The 21355-nt window shown below is 66.1% G+C and carries 22 protein-coding genes, 1 tRNA gene and 3 pseudogenes; 18 read left to right on the top strand and 8 right to left on the bottom strand.

Features of this window, described 5'->3' with window-relative positions; all coding sequences use genetic code 11:
- Positions 1–5: 5 nt before the first annotated feature.
- From A5714_RS08160 to A5714_RS08140, 5 genes are read left to right on the top strand one after another with little or no spacing between them, the layout of a single operon-like run.
- Positions 6–956, top strand: coding sequence for an ABC transporter substrate-binding protein (locus A5714_RS08160; RefSeq protein WP_068284453.1), 951 nt, complete (start codon positions 6–8; stop codon positions 954–956).
- Complete coding sequence (locus A5714_RS08155) at positions 953–2053, top strand: ABC transporter ATP-binding protein (RefSeq protein WP_068284451.1); 1101 nt, start codon at positions 953–955, stop codon at positions 2051–2053. Before A5714_RS08160 ends, A5714_RS08155 begins: the two co-directional genes overlap by 4 nt.
- A 3-nt stretch (positions 2054–2056) precedes the next feature.
- Entirely contained in the window at positions 2057–2737 is a 681-nt protein-coding gene (locus A5714_RS08150) for an ABC transporter permease (protein ID WP_068071342.1), read from the top strand.
- Complete coding sequence (locus A5714_RS08145) at positions 2734–3450, top strand: ABC transporter permease (protein WP_068071343.1); 717 nt, start codon at positions 2734–2736, stop codon at positions 3448–3450. Before A5714_RS08150 ends, A5714_RS08145 begins: the two co-directional genes overlap by 4 nt.
- A complete protein-coding gene (locus A5714_RS08140) occupies positions 3451–4050 on the top strand; it encodes a putative glycolipid-binding domain-containing protein (RefSeq protein ID WP_068071345.1) in 600 nt (199 codons plus the stop codon).
- Here A5714_RS08140 and A5714_RS08135 read toward each other — a convergent pair.
- On the bottom strand, positions 4013–4957 hold the full coding sequence (locus tag A5714_RS08135) for a prephenate dehydrogenase (RefSeq protein WP_082959629.1): 945 nt from the start codon (positions 4955–4957) through the stop codon (positions 4013–4015). The genes A5714_RS08140 and A5714_RS08135 overlap by 38 nt on opposite strands.
- A 140-nt stretch (positions 4958–5097) precedes the next feature.
- On the opposite strand from A5714_RS08135, the gene A5714_RS08130 reads away from it, so the two are divergent.
- The 3 genes from A5714_RS08130 to A5714_RS08120 all read left to right on the top strand — a co-directional run bounded on the left by A5714_RS08130 (position 5098) and on the right by A5714_RS08120 (position 6293).
- On the top strand, positions 5098–5619 hold the full coding sequence (locus A5714_RS08130; RefSeq protein ID WP_068071349.1) for a tRNA adenosine deaminase-associated protein: 522 nt from the start codon (positions 5098–5100) through the stop codon (positions 5617–5619).
- Positions 5620–5715: 96 nt separating this feature from the next.
- On the top strand, positions 5716–6174 hold the full coding sequence (locus A5714_RS08125; protein ID WP_068284449.1) for a nucleoside deaminase: 459 nt from the start codon (positions 5716–5718) through the stop codon (positions 6172–6174).
- A 29-nt stretch (positions 6175–6203) separates the two neighbouring features.
- Positions 6204–6293 (top strand) — tRNA-Ser (locus A5714_RS08120).
- A 34-nt stretch (positions 6294–6327) separates the two neighbouring features.
- Here A5714_RS08120 and A5714_RS08115 read toward each other — a convergent pair.
- The 3 genes and pseudogenes from A5714_RS08115 to A5714_RS08105 all read right to left on the bottom strand — a co-directional run.
- Positions 6328–7035, bottom strand: a pseudogene (locus tag A5714_RS08115) (tyrosine-type recombinase/integrase); the annotation flags it as partial.
- A gap of 290 nt (positions 7036–7325) precedes the next feature.
- On the bottom strand, positions 7326–7829 hold the full coding sequence (locus A5714_RS08110; protein ID WP_156747225.1) for a hypothetical protein: 504 nt from the start codon (positions 7827–7829) through the stop codon (positions 7326–7328).
- Positions 7830–7884: 55 nt separating this feature from the next.
- Positions 7885–9807 carry an alpha/beta hydrolase gene (locus A5714_RS08105; protein WP_068284446.1) on the bottom strand — a complete coding sequence of 641 codons (1923 nt, stop codon included), beginning with the start codon at positions 9805–9807 and terminating at the stop codon, positions 7885–7887.
- Between the two features lie 1033 nt (positions 9808–10840).
- Here A5714_RS08105 and A5714_RS08100 point away from each other — a divergent pair.
- A complete protein-coding gene (locus A5714_RS08100; RefSeq protein ID WP_156747224.1) occupies positions 10841–11038 on the top strand; it encodes a hypothetical protein in 198 nt (65 codons plus the stop codon).
- 21 nt (positions 11039–11059) lie between these two features.
- Here the strand turns inward: A5714_RS08100 and A5714_RS25990 are convergent, their stop codons facing one another.
- Positions 11060–11479, bottom strand: a complete 420-nt coding sequence (locus A5714_RS25990) for a helix-turn-helix domain-containing protein (RefSeq protein ID WP_156747223.1) — start codon at positions 11477–11479, stop codon at positions 11060–11062.
- Between the two features lie 156 nt (positions 11480–11635).
- Here A5714_RS25990 and A5714_RS25985 point away from each other — a divergent pair, with 156 nt between their 5' ends.
- Positions 11636–12037, top strand: a complete 402-nt coding sequence (locus A5714_RS25985) for a hypothetical protein (protein ID WP_156747222.1) — start codon at positions 11636–11638, stop codon at positions 12035–12037.
- A 153-nt stretch (positions 12038–12190) separates the two neighbouring features.
- Positions 12191–12655: a CAP domain-containing protein gene (locus tag A5714_RS08085; RefSeq protein WP_197513610.1), complete on the top strand. Its 465-nt coding sequence runs from the start codon at positions 12191–12193 to the stop codon at positions 12653–12655.
- A 342-nt stretch (positions 12656–12997) separates the two neighbouring features.
- Here the strand turns inward: A5714_RS08085 and A5714_RS25980 are convergent, their stop codons facing one another.
- Complete coding sequence (locus A5714_RS25980; RefSeq protein WP_156747221.1) at positions 12998–13300, bottom strand: hypothetical protein; 303 nt, start codon at positions 13298–13300, stop codon at positions 12998–13000.
- Between the two features lie 318 nt (positions 13301–13618).
- Positions 13619–14752 carry a cellulase family glycosylhydrolase gene (locus A5714_RS08075; RefSeq protein ID WP_068284438.1) on the bottom strand — a complete coding sequence of 378 codons (1134 nt, stop codon included), beginning with the start codon at positions 14750–14752 and terminating at the stop codon, positions 13619–13621.
- A gap of 173 nt (positions 14753–14925) precedes the next feature.
- Between A5714_RS08075 and A5714_RS08070 the strand changes: the two genes are divergently transcribed.
- From A5714_RS08070 to A5714_RS25220, 6 genes and pseudogenes are all read left to right on the top strand, one after another.
- Complete coding sequence (locus tag A5714_RS08070) at positions 14926–15312, top strand: DUF2237 family protein (protein ID WP_068071355.1); 387 nt, start codon at positions 14926–14928, stop codon at positions 15310–15312.
- Between the two features lie 10 nt (positions 15313–15322).
- On the top strand, positions 15323–16591 hold the full coding sequence (locus A5714_RS08065) for a sulfotransferase (RefSeq protein WP_068284436.1): 1269 nt from the start codon (positions 15323–15325) through the stop codon (positions 16589–16591).
- A gap of 14 nt (positions 16592–16605) precedes the next feature.
- Entirely contained in the window at positions 16606–17862 is a 1257-nt protein-coding gene (locus A5714_RS08060) for an MBL fold metallo-hydrolase (protein WP_068284477.1), read from the top strand.
- Positions 17859–18608 (top strand): SDR family NAD(P)-dependent oxidoreductase, encoded by a 750-nt coding sequence (locus A5714_RS08055; protein ID WP_068284434.1) that lies wholly within the window; start codon positions 17859–17861, stop codon positions 18606–18608. Before A5714_RS08060 ends, A5714_RS08055 begins: the two co-directional genes overlap by 4 nt.
- A gap of 16 nt (positions 18609–18624) precedes the next feature.
- Positions 18625–19098: a VOC family protein gene (locus tag A5714_RS08050; RefSeq protein ID WP_068284432.1), complete on the top strand. Its 474-nt coding sequence runs from the start codon at positions 18625–18627 to the stop codon at positions 19096–19098.
- A 10-nt stretch (positions 19099–19108) separates the two neighbouring features.
- Positions 19109–20029, top strand: a pseudogene (locus A5714_RS25220) (LLM class flavin-dependent oxidoreductase); the annotation flags it as partial.
- On the opposite strand, the pseudogene A5714_RS08045 reads toward A5714_RS25220, so the two are convergent.
- Positions 19985–20584, bottom strand: a pseudogene (locus A5714_RS08045) (LLM class flavin-dependent oxidoreductase); the annotation flags it as partial. The pseudogenes A5714_RS25220 and A5714_RS08045 sit on opposite strands and share 45 nt — an antisense overlap.
- A gap of 58 nt (positions 20585–20642) precedes the next feature.
- Between A5714_RS08045 and A5714_RS08040 the strand changes: the two are divergent.
- Positions 20643–21290, top strand: coding sequence for a GntR family transcriptional regulator (locus A5714_RS08040; protein WP_068284430.1), 648 nt, complete (start codon positions 20643–20645; stop codon positions 21288–21290).
- Positions 21291–21355 lie beyond the last annotated feature (65 nt).

Genomic DNA, 21355 nt, shown 5'->3' with positions numbered 1-21355 from the left:
GCGGTATGACGCTCCTGCCGCGGCTGTATGGCGCGATCGCTCAGGCGGCAGTGTGGATGACGGCGGCGTGCGTCGCGGCGGCGTGCGGCAACTCCGATCCGCTCGGAGCGCAGGTGCGCAGCCCGACGTCGATCGTCGTCGGGTCCGGCGACTTCACCGAATCGCAGATCATCGCCGAAATCTACGCACAAGCGTTGCAGGCCAACGGGTTCGATGTCGGCCGGCGGATGGGGATCGGCAGCCGAGAGACCTACATCCCGGCGCTCAAGGACCACTCCATCGACCTGGTGCCGGAATACATCGGCAACCTGTTGCTTTATTTCGCGCCTGAATCCCGGGTCACCACCCTCGACGCCGTCGAGGGGGAGTTGGGCGGGCGGCTGCCCGCCGACCTGGCGGTGCTGACCCCGTCGCCGGCCAGCGACACCGACACCGTCACGGTCACGGACCGGACCGCAAACTCCTGGTCCCTCACATCGATCGGCGATCTGGCGGCGCACTCGGCCGACGTCCGATTCGGGGCGCCCGCGGCGTTCGCCACCCGCCCCGCCGGTCTGCCGGGACTGCGGCAGAAATACGGGCTGGTGATCCGGCCCGGGAACTTCCTGGCGATCGACGACGGCGGCGGCGCGGTGACGGTGCGGGCGCTCACCGAGGGGCGGGTCAACGCGGCCAACGTGTTCAGCACCTCGCCCGCGATCCTGCAGAATCACCTGGTTGCCCTCGACGATCCGGAGCACAATTTTCTGGCCGGAAACATTGTGCCGCTGCTTAACTCGCAGAAGAAGTCGGGACGGCTGCGCGACGTTCTGGACGCCGTGTCGGCGAAACTGACCACGGCCGGGGTGGCCGGCCTCAACGCCGCCGTCTCGGGTAACTCCGGCATGGATCCCGACCAGGCGGCGCGAAACTGGGTTCGCGACAACGGTTTCAACCATCCGATCGGGGTGACGTGATCGTTTACGACAAGGTGCGCAAGGCGTTCGCCGACGGCACCACCGCGATCGACGAACTGAATCTGACCGTCCCCGAGGGGAAGCTGACCGTGTTCGTCGGTTCCTCCGGTAGCGGCAAGACCACGGCGCTGCGGATGATCAATCGGATGGTCGAGCCGACGTCGGGCACCGTCACGATCGACGGTACCGACGTGGCCACCCGCAACCCCGTCACGCTGCGCCTGGGCATCGGCTACGTCATCCAGCACGCGGGGCTGATGCCGCATCAGCGGGTGATCGACAACGTGGCGACGGTCCCGGTGTTGCGGGGGCAGCCCCGCCGGGCCGCGCGCGCCGCCGCCTACGACGTGCTCGAGCGCGTCGGCCTGGACACCAAGCTCGCCACCCGCTATCCCGCACAGCTGTCCGGCGGTGAGCAACAGCGGGTCGGGGTGGCGAGGGCGCTGGCCGCCGACCCGCCCATCCTGCTGATGGACGAGCCGTTCTCGGCCATCGACCCGGTGGTGCGTCACGGCCTGCAGGACGAGATCTTGCGGCTGCAAAGTGAATTGCACAAGACCATCGTGTTCGTCACTCACGACATCGACGAGGCGCTCCGGCTCGCCGACAAGGTCGCCGTGTTCAAGGGTGGCGTCCTGCAGCAATACGACGAGCCCGCGCGGTTGCTGTCGCACCCCGCGAACGATTTCGTGGCCAGGTTTATCGGCCTGGGCCGCGGCTACCGGTGGCTGCAGCTCCTCGACGCCACTGGCCTGCCCTTGCGCGAGCTCGACTGCGTGACCGCTGAAACTGTTGCACGACAACATCGTTCGGGCGACTGGACGCTGGTGGTGGACCAGGCGGGCGCGCCCGTTGGGTGGCTCGACGCCGAGGGGCTGCGCCGGTGCGCGGCCGGCGCCGCGCTGGCCGACAGCGTGGGCGCCGTCGGCTCGCTCTTGTTGCCGCGCGGAAACCTCAGCCAGGCGCTGGACGCCGCGCTGTCGTCCCCGTCGGGAGTCGGCGTCGCCGTCGACGAGGGCGGCAAGGTGATCGGCGGGGTGTCGGCCGAGGATGTGCTGGCCGCGGTGGACGCGCGGCGACGGGCGTCGGGGCCCTAGGCGATGCATTATCTGCTGACCCACCTCGACGACGCCTGGCGGCTTACGGTCGTGCACCTGCGGTTGTCGTTGGTACCGGTGCTCATCGGGCTGGCGATCGCGGTGCCGCTGGGCGCCGCGGTGCGGCCGATCCCGCTGGCCCGCGGGCTGACGACGGCGGTTGCCGGGGTGGTATTCACCATCCCGTCGCTCGCGCTGTTCGTGGCGCTGCCGACGATCATCGGCACCCGCGTCCTCGACGAGGCCAACGTCATGGTGGCGCTCACCGCCTACACCGCGGCCCTGCTGGTGCGCGCGGTGCTCGAGGCGCTCGACGCGGTGCCGGCGGTGGTGCGCGACGCGGCGACGGCGGTCGGCTACCGCCCCCTCGTCCGCGTGGTCAAAGTCGAACTGCCGCTTGCCGTTCCGGTGCTGATCGCCGGCCTACGGGTGGTGGTGGCCACCAACATCGCGATGGTGTCGGTGGGATCGGTGATCGGCATCGGCGGCCTGGGCGCCTGGTTCACGCAGGGCTACCAGACGGATAAGAGCGATCAGATCCTCGCCGGGATCATCGCGCTGCTGGTGCTGGCGATCGCCATCGACGTGCTCATCGTCGTGGCGGGCCGGCTGGCCGCCCCGTGGGAACGCGCCACCACCGGCCAGGGTCCGGTGACCGCGCCAGTTGTGGGGGGTGCCCGGTGAACTTCGTGGGCAGGGCCGTCACCTACCTGTTGACCGCCGACAACTGGACGGGTCCGGTCGGCCTGGCGGCCCGCGTGCTCGAGCACCTCGAGTACACCGCCATCGCGGTGGGCGCGTCGGTGCTGATCGCCGTTCCCCTCGGCCTGATCGTCGGGCACACCCGCCGCGGCACCCTGCTCGTCGTGGGCGCCGTGAACGGGTTGCGCTCGTTGCCGACGTTGGGGGTGCTGCTGCTCGGGACGTTGCTGTTCGGGCTGGGCCTGGGCCCTCCGATAGTGGCCCTGATGCTGCTCGGCGTCCCCGCGCTGCTGGCCGGCACCTACGCGGGCATCACCAGTGTGGAGCCGACGGTCGTCGACGCCGCCCGGGCCATGGGCATGACCGAGACTCAGGTGTTGTTGCGCGCCGAGGTGCCTAACGCGTTGCCGTTGATCCTGGGCGGGTTACGCAACGCGACGCTTCAAGTGGTCGCGACCGCGACCGTCGCCGCCTACGCCAGCCTGGGCGGGCTGGGCAGGTACCTCATCGACGGAATCAAGGAGCGGGAGTTCTCCCTGGCGCTGGTGGGCGCCGTCATGGTGGCCGTACTGGCGCTCGCCCTCGACGGCCTGCTCGCCTTGGCGGTGTGGCTCTCGCAGCCGGGTGCCGGGCGACTGCGCCACACTTATCGGGCACTTCCCTCGCGGGCGGGCTGGACGTCTTACGGTAGATGAGTGAACGCAGCCCCCTCTGATCCCAGTCGGCGCGTGTGGCAAGCAATGCTCACGTGGCGCGCCCAGGACGTCTCCCGGATGGAGTCGGTGCGAATACAGGTGTCCGGCAACAGAATCAAGGCCAACGGCCGCATTGTGGCGGCCGCCACCCCCGGCAATCCGGCGTTCGGCGCGTATTACGACCTGCAGACCGACGAGACGGGCGCGACCAAGCGGCTCGGCATGACGGTCACCTCCGCCGAGCGGGAGCGCGTCATCTCGTTCGCCCGCGACGACGAGAACATGTGGCTGGTGACCGACCATCAGGGGGAGCGGCGCGCGGCCTACAACGGTGCGCTCGATGTCGACGTCGAGTTCAGCCCGTTCTTCAACGCACTGCCGATCCGGCGGCTGAGCCTGCAGCAGCGGGCGGACTCGGTGGCGCTGCCCGTCGTCTATGTGAACCTGCCGGAGATGTCGGTCACGGCGGCCGTGGTGAATTACACCAGCACCGGAACCCTCGACGGCATCAAGCTGCGGTCACCTATCTCCGATACCACCGTGAGCGTCGACGAAGACGGTTTCATCGTGGACTATCCAGGCTTGGCAGAGCGGATCTGATCACCCCGCCCGCGCGCCCGGCGGCGGCCAATTCCTGACGCCAGTTCTCCGCGCCGATGACGATGTGCACGATGTCGGACCGCGGAAAGCTGTCATAGCGCGTCCGGGCAGCGTGCCCGGCTTCGATGAGGTCGGCCACCGGTTCGTGGTGGGCCAGCGCGTCGCGGGCGCGGCTGAGCAGCTCGATGACGCGGTCGGCCGTCGGCGCCAGCTGGTCGGAGTTGGCTTCGCACATCGCGCGCACCAGGTCGGGGGCCGTGGCGGCCACCCGGGTGCCGTCGCGGAACGACCCCGCGGCCAGCGCGAAGGCCAGCGGCACCTCGCCGGCGATGACGGCCAGCGCCTCGGCCAGCAGGTGCGGCAGGTGCGAGATGGCGGCCGCCGCGGCGTCGTGCTCGTCGGACCGGGCCGGCACCACCACCGCGCCACAGTCCAGGGCCAACCGCATCGCCAGCGACCACACCGCGGGGTCCACGTCGTCGTCGACGCTGAGCACCCACGGGGCGCCGGTAAACAGGCCGGCGTGCCCGGCGGTCCAGCCGGAGTGCGCGGTGCCCGTCATCGGGTGACCGCCGACGAAACGGCCGCGCAGCCCGGCCGCGACGACCTCGTCGAGCACCGCCTTCTTCACGCTGGTGACGTCGGTCAGCGGGCAACCGGGGGCAAGGTCGGCGATGTGGCGCAGCATGCCCGCCAACGCCGGCACCGGCACGGCCAGCACGATCAGCGCGCCGGTGTCCGCGGCCCGGTTCAGCGTGGCGGTTAGATCGGTGCTCGCGTCGTAGCCGTCGGCGACCGCGCCGTGGGCACCCTCGACCGAGCGGTTATAGCCGAACACCTGGTAGCCGGCCGCGGTGGCGGCCCGCATGATCGAGCCTCCGATGAGCCCCAGCCCCAGCACGCACACCGGAGTTCGCGAGGAAGGGCTGGCCACACTTAAAAGGTTGGCACATTCGGCAAGCCGCGGCGCCGCCAGATGGGGCGGGGTCGCGGGCGCGGTCGGCGCCGTCTGGTCAGGGGCCTGGTCACGGACTACCGTAAGCGCCCATGGGAGCACAACGGGCCTCTGCCCAGGGCCTGTCCGCGGATACGCCGGACGGTTTTGGCGTCGCGGTCGTGCGTGAAGAGGGCCAGTGGCGCTGCTCTCCCTTGGCCGCCAAATCCCTGACGAGCCTCAAGGCCGCCGAGACGGAACTGCGAGAGCTGCGCAGCTCCGGGGCCGTGTTCGGCCTGCTCGACGTTGACGACGAGTTCTTCGTGATCGTGCGCCCCGCCCCGTCGGGGACGCGGTTGTTGCTGTCGGACGCCACCGCCGCGCTGGACTACGACATCGCCGCCGAGGTCCTGGACAAGCTGGACGCCGACCTCGACCCCGACGACCTCGAGGATTCCGACCCCTTCGAAGAGGGTGACCTGGGGTTGCTGTCCGACATCGGGCTGCCGGAGGCGGTGTTGGGGGTCATCCTCGACGAGACCGACCTCTACGCCGATGAGCAGCTCGGCCGCATCGCCCGCGAGATGGGCTTCGCCGATCAGCTGTCGGCGGTGATCGACCGCCTCGGTCGGTGATCGCGAGCGCGGCCGTGGCGATCGCAAGCCCGGCGCCGCGGGTCGCCACTAATGAGGGAGCCGGGCGAAGCGGGTCGCCGCAGTCAGGCTCGGTCGGTGATCTCTGACGAAGACCTGATCCGGTCCGCTTTGTCCGTCGCGGTGACGGCGGGGCCGCGTGACGTACCGATCGGCGCGGTGGTGGTCGGCGCCGACGGTTCCGAGCTGGCCCGGGCGGTGAACGCCCGCGAGGAGCTGAGCGACCCCACCGCCCATGCCGAGGTGTTGGCGCTGCGTGCGGCGGCCGGAGTGCTCGGGGACGGCTGGCGGCTGGAGGGCGCCACGCTGGCCGTGACCGTCGAACCCTGCACCATGTGCGCCGGGGCTCTGGTGCTGGCGCGGGTGGCGCGGCTGGTGTTCGGCGCCTGGGAACCCAAGACCGGCGCGGTGGGTTCGCTGTGGGATGTGGTCCGCGATCGTCGGCTCAACCACCGCCCGCAGGTCCGCGGCGGGGTGCTCGCCGCGGAGTGCGCTGCGCCACTGGAGATGTTCTTCGCCAACCAGCGATTGGGGTGAGCGGGCATCGGTTCGGTAAGCTGCTCGGCGGTGGCGTGTCCGAGCGGCCTAAGGAGCACGCCTCGAAAGCGTGTGACGGCTAAAACCGTCCGAGGGTTCAAATCCCTCCGCCACCGCCAAAGCTGTACGGCTGTTCGGGCAGCTAGACAGGCATCAACGGGTTTGCTGAGGACGCTCGTGGGCGCCTGATGAGCACACTTTGCGCACATTCCCGCGTGAATACTTGGCATGCAGCGTCGCCGCAACGGCATCTAAGTCCGTGTCGAACAGGTCCGCGTACGTGTCCAAGGTGACCTTCGCCGACGTGTGTCCGAGCATCCGCTGAAGCGCCAAAACATTCACTCCGGTGCTGATCGCCAAGCTAGCGCACGTGTGCCGCAGATCGTGCGGCGTAATGGTTTGAACCCCGGCTCGCTTCACCGCACCGGCGAACCATCCGCCCGAGGACTTCGGTCGCGGGAGATACGTGCCAGACCGCCCCGCGAATACTAAGTCGCCGGACGCCTTGTCGGCGCACTCCATGGACAGCACGTCAAGGACGAACGTCGACACAGGCACCGAACGCACCTTTCGACCTTTCGTTTGCCCAACCGCGTGATCGACACCGAGTTGCACAGCGTTGTCTGCCACAACAAACCGCCTCTTCAGGAACTCGACATCGCGCACCCGTAGCGCAATCGCCTCACCCCACCGCAACCCGCAGTAAGCCAAGACAAGCACCAAGCCGCGATGCTCTCCCGATTCATCAGCCAGTCGATGCACATCGTCCGCACTCAAGTAGACGTGCCTGCGCGTCGTCTTGCGCGGCAGATTCTCGACACCTTTAGCCGGGTTGAGCACAATCCGCTTGGACTTGACCGCGGCCCCGAAGCGACCGCCTGCCTGTCGCGGATTTTTACGTACAGGCCCAAATTGTTGGGGAATCTGCCCTTAGGACACTAACTACCGAGGGCATCGTGCGCGAAGTTGGGGAAGGGCCGGGCACACGGCATCGTTGGTTTGCTGATGAGATTCTCCGTGTCCTTGACCCATAGAGAGTCTCGAAATCGCTAGGACCGTTGGTGTAGGGCCTGCGGACGCTGGTCGAGCCAGTGGTACGGACCGCCACCAGACGACCACTTCCGGTCGTCACTGCCAGTAAGCGGCCGTTGTCATCGGACGGTTAACTGGTCGGTGATGTCGATGCCGGCGCCGGGGTCGTGGTGGTGGTCATTGGTGTCGCGGCACTCGCCATAGAGAAGTATTTGGCCGCGGCTGTGGTCAGACGGTACGTAGCCCATGTTCGCGGTCACCCCATTCTTGTTGAGCGTGGTGCCGTAGAGGTGCTGCCCAGGTGGGGCGCCGTCGTTCCAGCCGTTGGAAAGCATCGCGGTGCGGATGTGTTGGAAGTAGGTATCGGGATCACCGCGGAGCAGGAAGCCGATGTTTACTCTGCCTTGGTACGGCGGGTCGCCTTGGTCGTTACAGGAGGCAAACGAGAACCCTCCGTCGACCCCTTGCAACCCGGCGATAGCCACAATTTGTTTGGCTGGCTCGACAACTTGGGCCATAGCCGCGTCGTCGCTCATGGGGTGGGCCGAATCGTCGAACGGGTTGCCCGATGGCCCCCCGGCGTGTGGTTTGTGGAGCACTGTCGCGCATCCTCCTAACAACATGGCGATGAGCACTATCGGGGTGAGCAGTGCTGGGAGCAACCATGCACGCCGGCGCTTAATGATGGTGCTCCTGATCGAAGACGTGGTTGTCGGTGACAGATCCCCCCGGGCGCTGCCACTCCGGATCGAAGATGGCCGGTGTGTGGACGCCTACGGTGACCGGCGGGAGGCCCGGGATATTGACGTGAATGCCGCCCGCTGTGTGGCGGTGTTCGGCCGTCATGCCGTCGGCTTGTAGTTGGTCGCCGTGGCCTGACACGATGTCGGCCATGCCGTGCAGGGCTTCGCTGCCCGGGTGGTAGTAGTAGGAGTGGTCGTGCCGGTTGATGCCGTCAGAACCGGGCACTTCTGCGCGGAAACGCACTGACCCGAACCCGTCGACGGCGGGGTCGACACCCAGGCCGGGGTTTGTCCCGAAGAAGTTTTCTCCGAATATCGTCTTACTCGTGCCGTCGAGTTGACCGACCATTCCGACAGGATCGGTAGAGGCATCTCCCACAAAGACGTGGCCGCCGTCGAGGTGGAATTGCGCAGCGTGTTGAGCCGCGTCGGTGCCCGGACAACCTAGGAGCACAGCGTCATTGGCGTGCATACCGTGTAATGCGAAGGCGTCGGCGGTGGTGGTCGAACCGTAGGAGTGACCCAAAACGGTGACGTGCTGGCCCGCGCCGAGATGTGTGGCCCATAAGCCGTTGACGTCCTGCGCCAAAGCTACGCTGCCCGTTCGCGCCATTTCGGGCGTTAAAAAACGCGGGTCGCCGAATCCATTGGGCGCGTCGTAACCCATCCACGCGATTACAGCTGTCTCGTTGTTGGGATCAGCGGCGTTTGCCTGGGCATAGAGGTTGAGCGCGTCGTTGTGACCGTCATACAGCCAGCCGCCTTTAACGCTGCTGCCGATGCCGGGCACGATCACCGCGGTGTTCTTAGCGGTGTCGGGGTTGCCAATGGCGACTGCTGCGCGGCCCTTCCCGCCGAAGGCCGTCGGGTCATAGGCAAATAGGAACACCGGGTTGCGCCCGTGATCGGCGTCGTGGTCGAGGCCTTGCCTGGTCTGATCAGCGTTCTGATAGCGGGTGATGTCCGTAGCCGACAGGCCGTATTTGCCCGGGTTCCGTACAACCTCGTCGACTGATACGCCATTGCGGCTAGCGGCATCTTTGACGCGGTTGAGGTCTTGGTTCATGACCGTCGTGTTGGCTGTGCTGCGGGCGGGGATGGGAACGCCGTTGAGGTTGCCGATCTCGGCGGGGTGCTCAGCGAGCAAATGCTGACGCTGCTCGGGTGTCATGGATGTCCACCACTTATGCACTTCCTCAGGGCTGGTGCTAGGCGGCGGGATGTGGTCGTCTGCGTCGACTTGGATCAGTGTTTCCGGGTCGTAGCCGTCAGCGCGCAGGTTGCCCAGAGAGTTCTGAAGCGTGCTCGAGTAACCGCTGCGGATTGACTGCATGTCGTGAAGCGCATCCCGGACCTCGTCGGCGGCGTCGCGGTGCGCGGCATCAATCACTTTCTCCAGGAAGGCATGTCTTTTCTCGCTTGGGTGGTCATGCGCCAGCTCATCCTCGGCCGCGTCGATGATATCGTCGAGGTGCTGCAAAGCACTTTCCAGCATGGTGATTCTTTGATTGCCGGCCTTCTGCGCATCGGCCAACGCAGCGGCGATGTTTTCCAGATCGGCGCCGATCTTCGGCAACTGCTCCGATTGCGCTCCAAGGGATTTCGTTAACCGTTGCACTTCGGCGGCATCGTTGATGGGGTGATCACCGTTTTGGTGATTCCACGCCGCGTCGAAGCGTTTGCGGGCCTGCTCGAACGCGTGGTCGGCTTCCTCGGTGTGCCGGCCGGCGCCGTAGAAGGCGTTCGCCAGGCTCGAAATTTGAGCAGGGCTCCCGGCCTGCAGGCTCCGATTGACCTCCCAAGGATCACCGCCGGCCGCGGCGATCAAATCGCCGACGCTCAACCATTTCAGGTGCATCGCACGCGCTGCGGCGGCCCAGCACTAACGAGCATCACCGCCCCCTTAACTAAGCTGCTCAAACCGTAGTACCGCAAAACGGCCGAGTCACCAAGAACGGGCCCCGATATGTCTGCCGTTGCTGAGGCCGCCTCGTGCCGCGGATCTGGTGAGACGGTCACCAGATGACCACTTCGGCGTTATCGCCGCCATAACACCGCGTTGATACCTTGGTCGAACCATCACTGAAGTATGCGGGATATCTACCGGCGCAGTTCATGTCGTAACCGTCGCCAGTCACCGGCGAGAAGGCGGTGAGACGGTTGGACATGCCTGAGGCATAGAAGATCTGACGCACGTTCGCGGCGAACGCGCAGCTGGTGTGTCCCCCGACGACACCTTCATGTCCGTCCGGGCAGATGTTGAAGACCTGAGTGTTGGGCGGTGGTGTCGCGGTTGTGCTTGCACAGTGACCGTTGTAGGGGCCGGGGCTGGAGGAAGCGAAGCAGCTGCTGGCGGCAGTCGGGCGAGCGCCGCGGCTTTCGCCGAGTCAGGAGTTGGTCCTGTCGCGCCAGCCCATTCCTTCATGCCGCTGTCCAGAGTGATTGCGTAGCTGACACACGTCTTGATGATGCCTGGCGGGTCTGAGCATTGCACTGCAGCGACACCGGGGCGAGCCAGTACCTGGACGCTGAGCAGCAGGCGACCTGCGCGCACCGATGGTCGTCAGGACTTATCCGCTTGGTGCTGGGAAGCGGGGCGCCCTCCCTGGCAGGGGAGCCGCCTTCAGTCTTTTACTGACGGCAGCAAAAGGTGTCGAGGGCGTCCATCGCCGTCGGCACCCTTGGGCGGTGCACGTTGGAGTGTGTCGGGCACCGGGGCACTACCTCCTTTTCTGGAAAGCGCGGGACGACGGTCATTAACAACGTGGTCGCACAAGACGTTTGGGCTATAGCCCGCTATATTAAGACGACCAGCCTATAGCTCGCTATAGACACGCGGCAAGGGGAGTTACCAATCGATGTCTACTCCGAGCGTTACGCTTCCCCCAGTCATGGAGGATCACTTGGCACTCGTCCGGAATGCAGCCAAAGAGCGGGAGCGGCGACGAGCCGCATTCGACGACGCCGATGACAAGTTGCGCCGCTTGATCCGTGAGGGATTCGAGCACGGTATATCGGGCGAAAAGCTGGCCGAGGCTGCCGGCCTCTCTGTCCCGCGGGTGTACCAGATTCGTGACGGCCGGCGCTGACAGATCCCGCCCAGGGATCTTCTACTTGGTCCGATTGGCGCGCTTCGTCTTTGGCTTCTGCAGGTTCGGATTGCCCTCCGGGCCGTATCTCTGCCGGTAACGGAATGAGCGGGGGCTTAGTCCCCATGGGTTTTGATCGGGATCGGACGCTGGGGGTTTTGGCGCTGCATCATTCCGGTGGCTGGCGATTAGTTCCTCGACATCAGCGTGCGTCATGCGCCATACGCGTCCCACCTTGTATCCGCGGATCCGCCCGGACTTCAGTCGTTGCATAAGCCAGCGGCGGCCCGATTTCATCTCGGGCGGCAGCACCATCGCCACGACCTCTTCAAGGCTGTACGTCTGGATCGGCTGGCTAGGAGGGTGGGGCAAGTTGTCAGGGACATCGTTGATCTCATCCATGTTGACATCAATCGTGGCAGCACGGCCGGTCGTGAGCACGTTCTGAGCGCACTTTTCAGGGAGTAACAGATAACTGTGGTGAACTACTGTTATGTCTTTTCGCAGCTAAGGCCTATTTTGGCGCTGCGATCAGGTAGCTGAATAGGGTTCAAATCCCTCCGCCACCGCCAAAATCGTCAGCGCGAAAGCGCTGGTGTGCTCGTCCTGCCCCAGCGGGCCGAAGCCAACGCCGAGAGCCGCCTGCGTGCCGCTCTGGGTGGATGCGCCAATAACACGGGCGTGGCCGACGAGCGCGCCCAGCTGCTCGCCGACGGTATCTGTGTGCACACGACGCCAGGCATGACAATCGACACCGACGGTGCGCTCGGCTGTTATCTGCAATGGGGAGCGATGGTCGACGGTGCGGGACTGCGCGTGTGGGACGTCGCGCCCGTCAACGTCACTGGGGTTCTCAGGCGTTACCCGCGAGGCGACTTCAAGCGTGAACTGGTGACGATGATTCGCGCCGAGGCGGCGGCCGTTCCGCAGGGGCGGTTCGCGCTGCTGGTTCGCTGCGGGATGCCCTTGGCCGTGCGATTGGCGCCATTCGATTCGTGAGACATCTGTAAATCGGTTCTCTATTCGTTGGCAGCAGGACTGTGTCCGCCTCCCCAGCACTGGCTCCCGTGATGGCGAATTTGGAACGCCGCCTGGTCCAGTATGGTTAGCTTGCTTAACGGAAAACAGCACAGCGCTCGGCGAAGAGGCCCTATGACGGACAGAGTCAAGATCGTCGCAGTCGTATCCGCTTGCTGTGTCTTGGTCGCCGCTCCTGAAATCCAAGCCCGCGCAGACGGTTTGGGCACAGCGCTGTACACCGGCATCAACGGGTTGCGTTCGCCGTGCGGTGCGATCCGCGACGACGCGCGCCTGACGGCAGCAGCGCAACGGCACGCCGACGACATGCTGCACAGCGGCTTAAGCGGACACATCGGGTCGGACGGCTCGTCGCCCCAGACGCGCATCGCCGAGGCGGGTTACAGGACTCACGCCACGGGCGAGATCGTCTATTGGGGCACCGGGACCGCTGCGAACACGAACCAGGCCCTCGATTCGTGGATGCAAAGCCCGCCGCACCGGGCGATCATCACAAACTGCGCATTCGGCGCGGGCGGCTTCGCCACCGCCTTTGATGGCAACAAAATGACCGCGGTGGGTGACTTCGCGGCGCCTTAATGCCATGCCGGACGATCGGCGACCGTTGTTGTCCGCTCAGCGTCCGATTAGTACGTCGGGTCGGCGGCGATCGTTACCTAATGAGTTGGTTGAAGACATGATGATGGCAACAGACAAGCAGTTCGCTAAAAGCGTTTGTTACACATGAGGCAGCCACGCGGATCCATGCGGCGATAATACGAAGCCCCGACCTTGCGGGTCTTTACAAGCTGTCGTGGCCGAATTGTCAACTCCGCAGATTATGCCATTTACAGTTATGGAATGCTGTGGCGGAAGCGTCTTCACGTCGGTCGGCGGATCACTTGATGGGACGAGCTGCTGTAAACCTGTCGTGGTCCCAATTTAGTTGATACGTGCAGTACCCTTCGACGTCGGAGAAGCCGGTGGAATTCCAGGAAAATTGTTGCCACTACACTGCGCCTGCCCTGTGACGAAGTCACAATTGATGCCATCCGGAGTTTTAAAGAAAACCTGCTTGATGGATATCCCGGGCGTGGTTGCGTCTAGGCTGTATTCGGCCACGTTGACCGCCACGAAATCATTGAGGATAGGGAAGTGCGTGGTATCTGCGTGGTCATTACAGCTGCTGACCATGGTGACGGTAGCCGCGACCGCAATTATCCCAAGAGCCTCGATGTTCATCATTGTCCTCTCGTTCGCGGGACAGAGGTACATACTTGCGTGCTCGGTCATTGATTAGGGACAACGTGAAGCTGTTGCACATCGTATGGGGCATTCTTATCAGTATTCCATCGGCGGATAGACCTTTTCAGATCTCGCAGTTGGCCAGGCGTTCCATGCCGCGCCGGCACACCGTGGAAGCCGAACTGGTCTTCCAGCTCGCCCGAAAGCGGTTCGAAGAGTCGTTAAACCACCAGAACGGTGACGACGCAATCAACGACTCGCCGCCCCCTTCCGCGGTTCAACCCTACTACCGCAACGGGGCCGTTAAACGGCGTCAGCTCAGGCTTGGCTGCCGGCCAACTTCCGGACCGTTTGACCTTCGCTGTCCTGGAACGGGCGGCCGTCGGGCCGCAACAGGTCGTGAAACCACACTTTCGGAACCGCGCTGTACGGGTGATCCCACGAATCCCAGGGAAAGTACGTCTGGGTTTTTCCGGCCACCAGGCCCCAGTTGATGGCGCCGACGTTGTGGAGCTTGGCGACGGGCAGGATGCTCTCGACGGTGCTGCCCCGCGGCCGCGCCATGTACTCGGTGCAAATGATCGGGCGCCCAAGCGGAGTCAGCTCGCCGATCCGCGACTCGAATCCCGCCGGCTCGGCGTACGAGTGGAACGTGACCACGTCGGCATTGGCGAGCTGGATGTCGCTGATCGGGGTGCGGCCCTTCGGCTCGCCCCAATCCCCATGCCACACACCACTTGTCAGCGGTTGGCTGGGATCCACCGCGCGTGCCCACCGGAAGACCTGGGGCAGCAGGTTGGTCACCAGCTGCTCCTTGTCGCTCCTCTCGGTGCTCTGGTACTGGTGGGCGGGGTTGTCCGGTTCGTTCCACAGGTCCCACCCCAAAATGCGGTCGTCGCTGCGGAATTGGGTCAACACGGACGTGACGTAGTCGTGCATGACCTGCACATAGCGGGGATCGCCGAGGCGGTCCGCCCCCGGGCTCTGCGCCCACCCGGAGTTGTGCACGCCGGGCCGCGGGGCGCGCTGCCGACCGCCCTTCGGGTGCGGGTCCCAGCAGGAGTCGAAGAAGACCAACAGCGGCTTGATCCGATGCCGCGCGGCGATGTCGACGAACTGGGCGAGGCGCGTCTGAAACCCGCGCTGATCCTGCGTCCACAGCTGATCGTGGAGGAACACCCGCGCCGTGTTGTGGCCGTAATACCTGGCCCAGCCGAGCTCGGTGTCGATGCGCCGCGGGTCGAAGGTGTCGGGCTGGAACATCTCGAACTGATTGATCGCGTTGGCCGGAATGTAGTTCGCCCCGACGAGGAAGCCTTGAGCCTGGTACCAGCGGTTGGCGCGGTCGGGTGACCAGCGGCCCGCCTCCTCGGCGGCGGCCCGCGGCGCCTTGGCCAACGCAGCGCCCGCCGCCAGCAGCAGGGGGAGCTTCAGCGCCGTTCGACGTTCCACGGGGTGACCATAGTTTTTCCAAGCGGTTTCCCCGGTATTTGCTCAGGGTGTCGCGTCACCTTGAGTGAAGAATTGTTATCCGCCCGTCACCCCGGCGGTTCGGGCGCGCACACCGGCAACACGAATCGCGAAGTTACTTCAACGTAAGCCCCCGGGGGCGCAATACTGAGCGGGTGCTGGATCGAAACGTGCTGGGCGGCCCGCTGGACCCGTGCGGCAGCGAACCCCTCACCGGTTACTACCGCGACGGCTGCTGCTCGACTGGGGCGGAGGACCGCGGCCGGCATACGATCTGCGCGGTCATGACCGCCGAATTCCTAGAGCACCAACGCTCCATCGGCAACGACCTGTCGACACCGGTTCCCGAATACCGCTTTCCGGGGCTGCTGCCCGGCGACCGCTGGTGCGTCACTGCGCTGAACTGGTTGCGCGCGCACGAGGACGGTTGCGCAGCCCCCGTCGTGCTGGCCTCTACGCACGAGCGCACGCTCGAGGTGGTGCCGCTGGAAACGCTGCAAGAGCACAAGGTCGACGTGCCCGACGACCTGGCCAACCTGTAGGCAGCCAGAAGTGAGCTCAGCCGTTGACGACATCGACCTCGACGACCTGACCTCGCCCGTACTGACCGACCTGCAGCGGCAGATCCTGGAATACACCGAAGCCAAACCTGTCGACTTCGACCTCGACAAGATGCTCGCCGAGGCGGTCCACCAGGCCGGTGTCGGAACGGACATCGACGACCACGACGGCTTCACCGACCGCCTCACCGCCCACGTGGCGGCGATCGAAGGCGACCAGGGTTTGCGCCAACTGACCCGGTCGACGCTGCGGCAGCGCGTGGTCCGCCTGCTGCGCAATCGTTTATCGCTGACCGATCTGCTCAAGCGGTACCCCGAAATCGAATTGATCACCATCGAGAAGCCGTTCGTCGTGGTCGGCATGCCCCGCTCGGGCACCACCCACCTCGTCAACCTCATCGCCGCCGACCCGCGCCGGCGCGCGCTGCCCTACTGGGAAAGCCAGGACCCCATCCCCGCCCGCGGGCAGGGTCCCGACGCCTTCGGTGTCGACCCGCGCTACGCGCGCGCCACGGCCGAACACGACGCGCTGATGGCCAGCGCCCCGTTGGTCGCCGCGATGCACGACCGCTTCCCCGAGGCGATCGAGGAAGAGGTCGAGCTGCTCGACCTCGACCTGGCCGCCTACGTCCTGGAATGGCATGCGCGGGTGCCGGATTGGCGCGACTACTACCTGAGCCTGGACCAGAGCCGGCACTACGCCTACCTCAAGAAGGTGCTGCAGGCGCTGACATTCCTGCGCGGACCGCGAACCTGGGTGCTCAAGAGCCCCCAGCATTGCGAGCAGCTGCGCCCGCTGCTGGCCACCTTCCCCGATGCACTGGTGGCATTCACCCACCGCGATCCCGTCGCGGTGGTCCAGTCGGCGATCACCATGATGGCGTACTCGGATCGGTTGCGGCGCACCAGCATCGATCCGGACTGGCTGCTGACCTATTGGACCGACCGGGTGGACCTGCTGCTCGGCGCCTGTGTGCGCGACCGCGACGCGGTCCCCGCCGAACGCAGCATCGACATCAGCTTTGACCACCTCAACGGCAACGAGATGCCGGTGCTCGAGGAGCTCTACCGGCGCGGCGGCGTGGACCTTCCCGCCAACGTCCGGGACCGCTTCCAGCGCTACCTGCACAGCAATCCCCGGGGCAAGCACGGCAGGATCCGCTACGACCTGCAACGGCACTTCGGCACCTCCGCCGACGAATTGCGCGGCCGGTTCGGCTACTACTTCGACAGGTTCGACGTCCGCCCCGAGAGCGAGTGAAGGAGACAGCGGCGATGGGCAGTGACGCGGCGCGCGGTGAACCGGTCTACCGCGGTAGGCCGGGCGCGGACGCCATGCGTCCGGCGTCGGCCGAAAAGGCCCAGCGCATCGCGCCGGGGCTGTGGTGTTCGCCCGGACTGTCGAATTCCTACCTGCTCACCACCGGCGAGGGCCGGGTGGTGGTCAACACCGGCATGGGTTTCGAGGGGCCGGTGCACCGCGCCAACTTCGACGCGGTGGACTCCTCGCCGGTGCGCTATGTGATCTTCACGCAAGGCCACGTGGACCATGTCGGCGGCCTGGAGAGCCTGCGCGATCCGGATACTATCGTTGTAGCGCAAGCGAATTGGACGACGTGGCGGGACGACAACGAACGCCTCATCCCGTACCGCGCCAGCCGCAGTGCGTTCGCGTTCAAGGACACGCTGGCGGCGGGCATCGGCGCCATCCAGCGCCGGCTCGGCACCACCCGACTGGCCGGTCAAAGCGCGCCGGTCGTGGACCTCGATTTCGCGGACACCCTGACGTTGCGGGTCGGTGATCGGCGCCTCGAGCTGATCTCGGTGCCCGGTGGTGAAACCACCGATTCGCTGGTGGTCTGGTTGCCCGATGAGCGAATCTGCCTGTGTGGGAACACGTTCGGCCCGCTGTTCGGGCACATTCCCAACCTGGTGACCATGCGCGGCGACCGTTATCGCGACGCCTTGACTGCCATCGCGTCGGTGGAGCGGGTTCGCGACCTGGGCGCCGAGTTGCTGGTGACCGGCCACTTCGAGCCCATCGCCGGCGCCGACCTGATCTACGCCGAGCTGACACGGCTGCGCGACGCGCTCGAGTACGTCCACGACCAGACCGTCGCGGGGATGAACGCCGGCAAGGACGTCCGGACGTTGATGCGCGAGATCACCCTGCCCGCGGATCGCGAGGTGGGACAGGGCTATGGCAAGGTCGCCTGGGACGTGCGCGCCATCTGGGAGAACTATTCCGGCTGGTTCCACCACGAGTCGACCACCGAGCTGTACCCCGTCGGGTTCGACGCCGTCGCCGCCGATGTGGTGGAGTTGGCCGGCGCGGACGCCCTGGTGCGACGGGCCCGCGACCACCTCGACGCCGGCCGTCCCCTGCACGCCATCCATCTCGCCGAGCTCGTCTCCACCGACCACCCGGAAGTGCGCGGCGTGCTCCGGGAAGCTCACGACAGACTCCTCGCCGCGAGCACCAATTTCTGGGAGAGCGCCTGGCTCAAGCAGCAGGTGGCCAGGAACTCATGACGGCGCGCGTCACCTTCGATTTCACCGGGACCACCGCGCTCGTCACCGGCGGCACCAGCGGCATCGGGCACGCCATCGCGCGCCTGTTCCGCGACGCCGGGGCCGAGGTCGCCATCACCGGAACCCGGCCCGCCGCAACCGATTACGACCGCGACCTGGATGGCATGAGCTATCGCCAGCTGCGGATCACCGATTCCGACTCCGTGGACGCCCTGGCGCGGGGGTTCACCCACCTCGACGTGCTCGTGAACAATGCGGGCGCCAACTTTCCCGGCGGTCTCGACGAGTCCCGGCCGGACGGCTTCGACGCCTCGGTGGCCCTCAACCTCACCGGACCGTACCGCCTGACGGTCGGCCTCCACCGCGCGCTCACAGCGTCCAGCGCGGCCGGCGGCGCCAGCGTTGTGAACCTGGCGTCGATGTCGGCGTTGCGCGCCGTCACCCTGGTGCCCGGATACGGCGCCGCCAAGGCCGGCGTCATCTGTCTCACCAGGAACCTCGCCGTCAAATGGGCCGGCGACGGCATCCGGGTCAACGCGGTCGCCCCCGGGGTCATCGACACCCCGATGACCGCGCCCATGCGCGGTGCCCAGGAACTGGTGGACGCCGAGCTGGCGCACATCCCGCTGCGCCGTCTCGGGTCCGCCGACGAAGTCGCCCCGACCGTGGCTTTCCTGTGCACCGAGCAGAGCAGCTACACCAGCGGTGCGCTCTTCGTCGTCGACGGCGCGTCGGATTGCATCTGAGAATGGGGGATGGGCAATGACATTGGCGCTACGCCCGGAGGATTTCTATCACACCGGCATCGTCGTCCCTGATGTCGGTGAGGCCATGGCCTACCTGGGTGCCTTGGGCGGATACCGGTGGACCAGCCCGATGAGTTACACGCTGCCTCTGCGCACCGCCGACGGAACCGTGGAGCTGACGTCCACCTTCGTCTACTCGCTGCAGGCACCACACCTCGAGCTGATCCAGGAGGTACCTAGCAGTCCTTGGACGGCGGCGCCGGGCAACGCCATCCACCACCTGGGTTACTTTGTGGACGACCTCGCCGCGTCGGCCCGGTCGTTGCAGGACAACGGTTTTACCTTGGAGGCGACGGCTAACACCGCGCCGCCGGGCCTGGCGCTGTTCGCCTACTATGTGCATGCCTCCGGTACGCGGATCGAGATCGTTGACCGAGCGCTGTTCCCCGACTTTCCGGCGTTTCTGCGGTCCGCCGCGGATTCCGAGTAGGGGTCCCGACGTGCCGCTGACCGTCTTGCGTTTCAATTTCGCCTCGCCACAAGGAGATCCGCGCAACCAGCACAAGCTGGTGGCAGCCGCGCTGGAGATGGCGCAGTGGGGCGAGGCGCGCGGTATCACGTCGATCAGCGTCGACGAGCACCACGCCACCGGGCACGGCTGGAGCTGCAACCCGATCATGGCCGCGGCGATGTTCTTGGCCCGCACGTCGACGCTGATCGCCAGCGTCGATTGCGCGCTGGGCCCGCTGTGGAATCCGGTGCGGCTCGCCGAGGACATCGCGCTGGTCGACAACATGAGCCGCGGGCGGTTGCACACGACGGTGGGCCTCGGCTACCGCCCTGTCGAATACGAGGCGCTGGGCGTCGATTTCGGCGAGCGGGGTCGGCTGATGGACGGCCTGCTCGAGCGGGTGCTCGCCGTCTGGTCGGGCCGCGATCCCGAGGCGGCGTTCGGCGGTGGCACCTGGTCGCGCCCGCACCCGCCGCTGTACGTCGGCGGCGGCGTGCCCGCCACCGCCCGGCGCGCGGCGCGTTTCGGGTTGCCGCTGAGCCTGGCCGACCACCTGCCCGACGTCGCCGCCTACTACCGGCAACTGTGCTCGGAGACCGGCCTGAAGCCGATCATCCTGATGCCGGGCCCGGTGAACCGCGGCATGATCTACCTGCACGGGGATCCCGACCGGGCCTGGGCCGAGCTCGGTGAACACATCCTCTGGGAGGCAAAGACTTACGGCCGCTGGTCCACCGACCAGCGTTCGCTGATGCACCTGCCCGGAGTCGAAACCTTAGACCAGGTGCGGGACTCAGGCCGATACCGCTTCCTGACCCCCGACCAACTGATCGCCGAGGTGCGGGCGGCCGACAACTACGGCCCGCTCGTGCACCTTCGCCGGATCGGCGTATTGACCGGCCACCCGGTCGTGCAGGATGGCGTCGTCCTCCCAGGTGTCCCACAATCCGGTGACCACATCCATGAATTCGTCGGCGCGGTCGTAGCGTTCGTCGTGCCCGAGGTGGGCGTCGACGCCGAAGTTCTGGGCCTCGCTGTCGTTGACGGATGTGACCACGTTCCACGCGGCCCGGCCGCCGGACAGGTGGTCGAGGGTGGCGAAGGTGCGGGCGACGTGAAACGGCGCATAGTACGTGGTCGAATACGTCGCTCCGAGGCCGATTTTCGACGTGGCCTGGGCCAGGACGCCAAGGACGACGCCGAGGTCCAACTTCACCGGGCGGGCCCCGTAATACACCGCGTCGGCGACCGAGCCGCCGTAGACGCCGGGCATGGCCAGGCGGTCGTCGAAGAACATGAGGTCGAAGCAGCCCTCTTCGAGCTGCCGGCCGATCTTGGCGTAGTACGAGGCGTCCAGGTAGCCGTGTTCCGTGGCCGGATGCCGCCACGAGCCGGCATAGACCGAGGTACTGCCCGCCTGCATGAACGCGACCAGGGACATCTTGTCGTTGCGCCGATCAGCCATACCAGAAACGTAACATCTGATATGTCAGATATCAAACGTCAGTTGATACCATGTCGGAATGGCCACGATCGATATCGCCGGGACGGTGCGCGAACGCGCCGCCCGGGAGTTGCGGGACCGCATCCTGACCGGCGCGCTGCCGGCCGGCACTCGGATCGACCTGGACGCCATCACCGAAGAATTCGCTACCAGCAGGACCCCGGTGCGCGAGGCGCTGCTCGAACTGTCCTACGAGGGCTTGGTGCAGGTGGCCCCGCGCAGCGGCGTGACCGTGATCGGCATCAGCCCCGAAGATGTCGTCGACAGCTTCACCATTCTCGGGGTGCTGACCGGGCAGGCCGCGGCCTGGGCGGCCCAGCGCATGGACCCGACCGAACTCGCCACGTTGCGCGAACTAGCCGCGGACGTGGTGGCGCGCTCCGGGGACGCCAGCATCGGCACGGCGAACTGGCAGTTTCACCAAAAGATCCACCGCGCCGCCCATTCGCCGCGGCTCATGACGCAGATCAAGCACGCGGTGCGGGTGGTGCCGAGCAACTTCCTGACCGTGTTCCCGGACCACGAACAACACTCGCTCGACGAGCACGAGCAACTGCTGAATGCGCTCGCCGACAAGGACATTGAGCGCGCTCGGTCCATCGCCGAACGGCACGTCTTGGACGCGGGTCACTCATTGGCCGAGTGGCTGCAGCGCCGCGACGGCTAACCCGCGCCGCCGGGCCTGGCGCTGTTCGCCTACTATGTGCATGCCTCCGGTACGCGGATCGAGAT

Source organism: Mycobacterium sp. E2462, from assembly GCF_001672685.1.
Taxonomy (GTDB): Bacteria; Actinomycetota; Actinomycetes; order Mycobacteriales; family Mycobacteriaceae; genus Mycobacterium.
This window is presented reverse-complemented; position numbering and strand designations above follow the sequence as displayed.

Excerpts from the sequence above, each read along its gene's own strand:
- A5714_RS08130 (WP_068071349.1), top strand. The coding sequence starts at position 5,098 with ATGGGAGCACAACGGGCCTCTGCCCAGGGCCTGTCCGCGGATACGCCG.
- A5714_RS08150 (WP_068071342.1), top strand. The coding sequence starts at position 2,057 with ATGCATTATCTGCTGACCCACCTCGACGACGCCTGGCGGCTTACGGTC.
- A5714_RS25980 (WP_156747221.1), bottom strand. The coding sequence starts at position 13,300 with ATGATGAACATCGAGGCTCTTGGGATAATTGCGGTCGCGGCTACCGTC.
- A5714_RS08105 (WP_068284446.1), bottom strand. The coding sequence starts at position 9,807 with ATGCACCTGAAATGGTTGAGCGTCGGCGATTTGATCGCCGCGGCCGGC.
- A5714_RS08040 (WP_068284430.1), top strand. The coding sequence starts at position 20,643 with ATGGCCACGATCGATATCGCCGGGACGGTGCGCGAACGCGCCGCCCGG.
- A5714_RS08110 (WP_156747225.1), bottom strand. The coding sequence starts at position 7,829 with ATGTTGTTAGGAGGATGCGCGACAGTGCTCCACAAACCACACGCCGGG.
- A5714_RS08160 (WP_068284453.1), top strand. The coding sequence starts at position 6 with ATGACGCTCCTGCCGCGGCTGTATGGCGCGATCGCTCAGGCGGCAGTG.
- A5714_RS08085 (WP_197513610.1), top strand. The coding sequence starts at position 12,191 with ATGACGGACAGAGTCAAGATCGTCGCAGTCGTATCCGCTTGCTGTGTC.
- A5714_RS08100 (WP_156747224.1), top strand. The coding sequence starts at position 10,841 with ATGGAGGATCACTTGGCACTCGTCCGGAATGCAGCCAAAGAGCGGGAG.
- A5714_RS08050 (WP_068284432.1), top strand. The coding sequence starts at position 18,625 with ATGACATTGGCGCTACGCCCGGAGGATTTCTATCACACCGGCATCGTC.
- A5714_RS08055 (WP_068284434.1), top strand. The coding sequence starts at position 17,859 with ATGACGGCGCGCGTCACCTTCGATTTCACCGGGACCACCGCGCTCGTC.
- A5714_RS08060 (WP_068284477.1), top strand. The coding sequence starts at position 16,606 with ATGGGCAGTGACGCGGCGCGCGGTGAACCGGTCTACCGCGGTAGGCCG.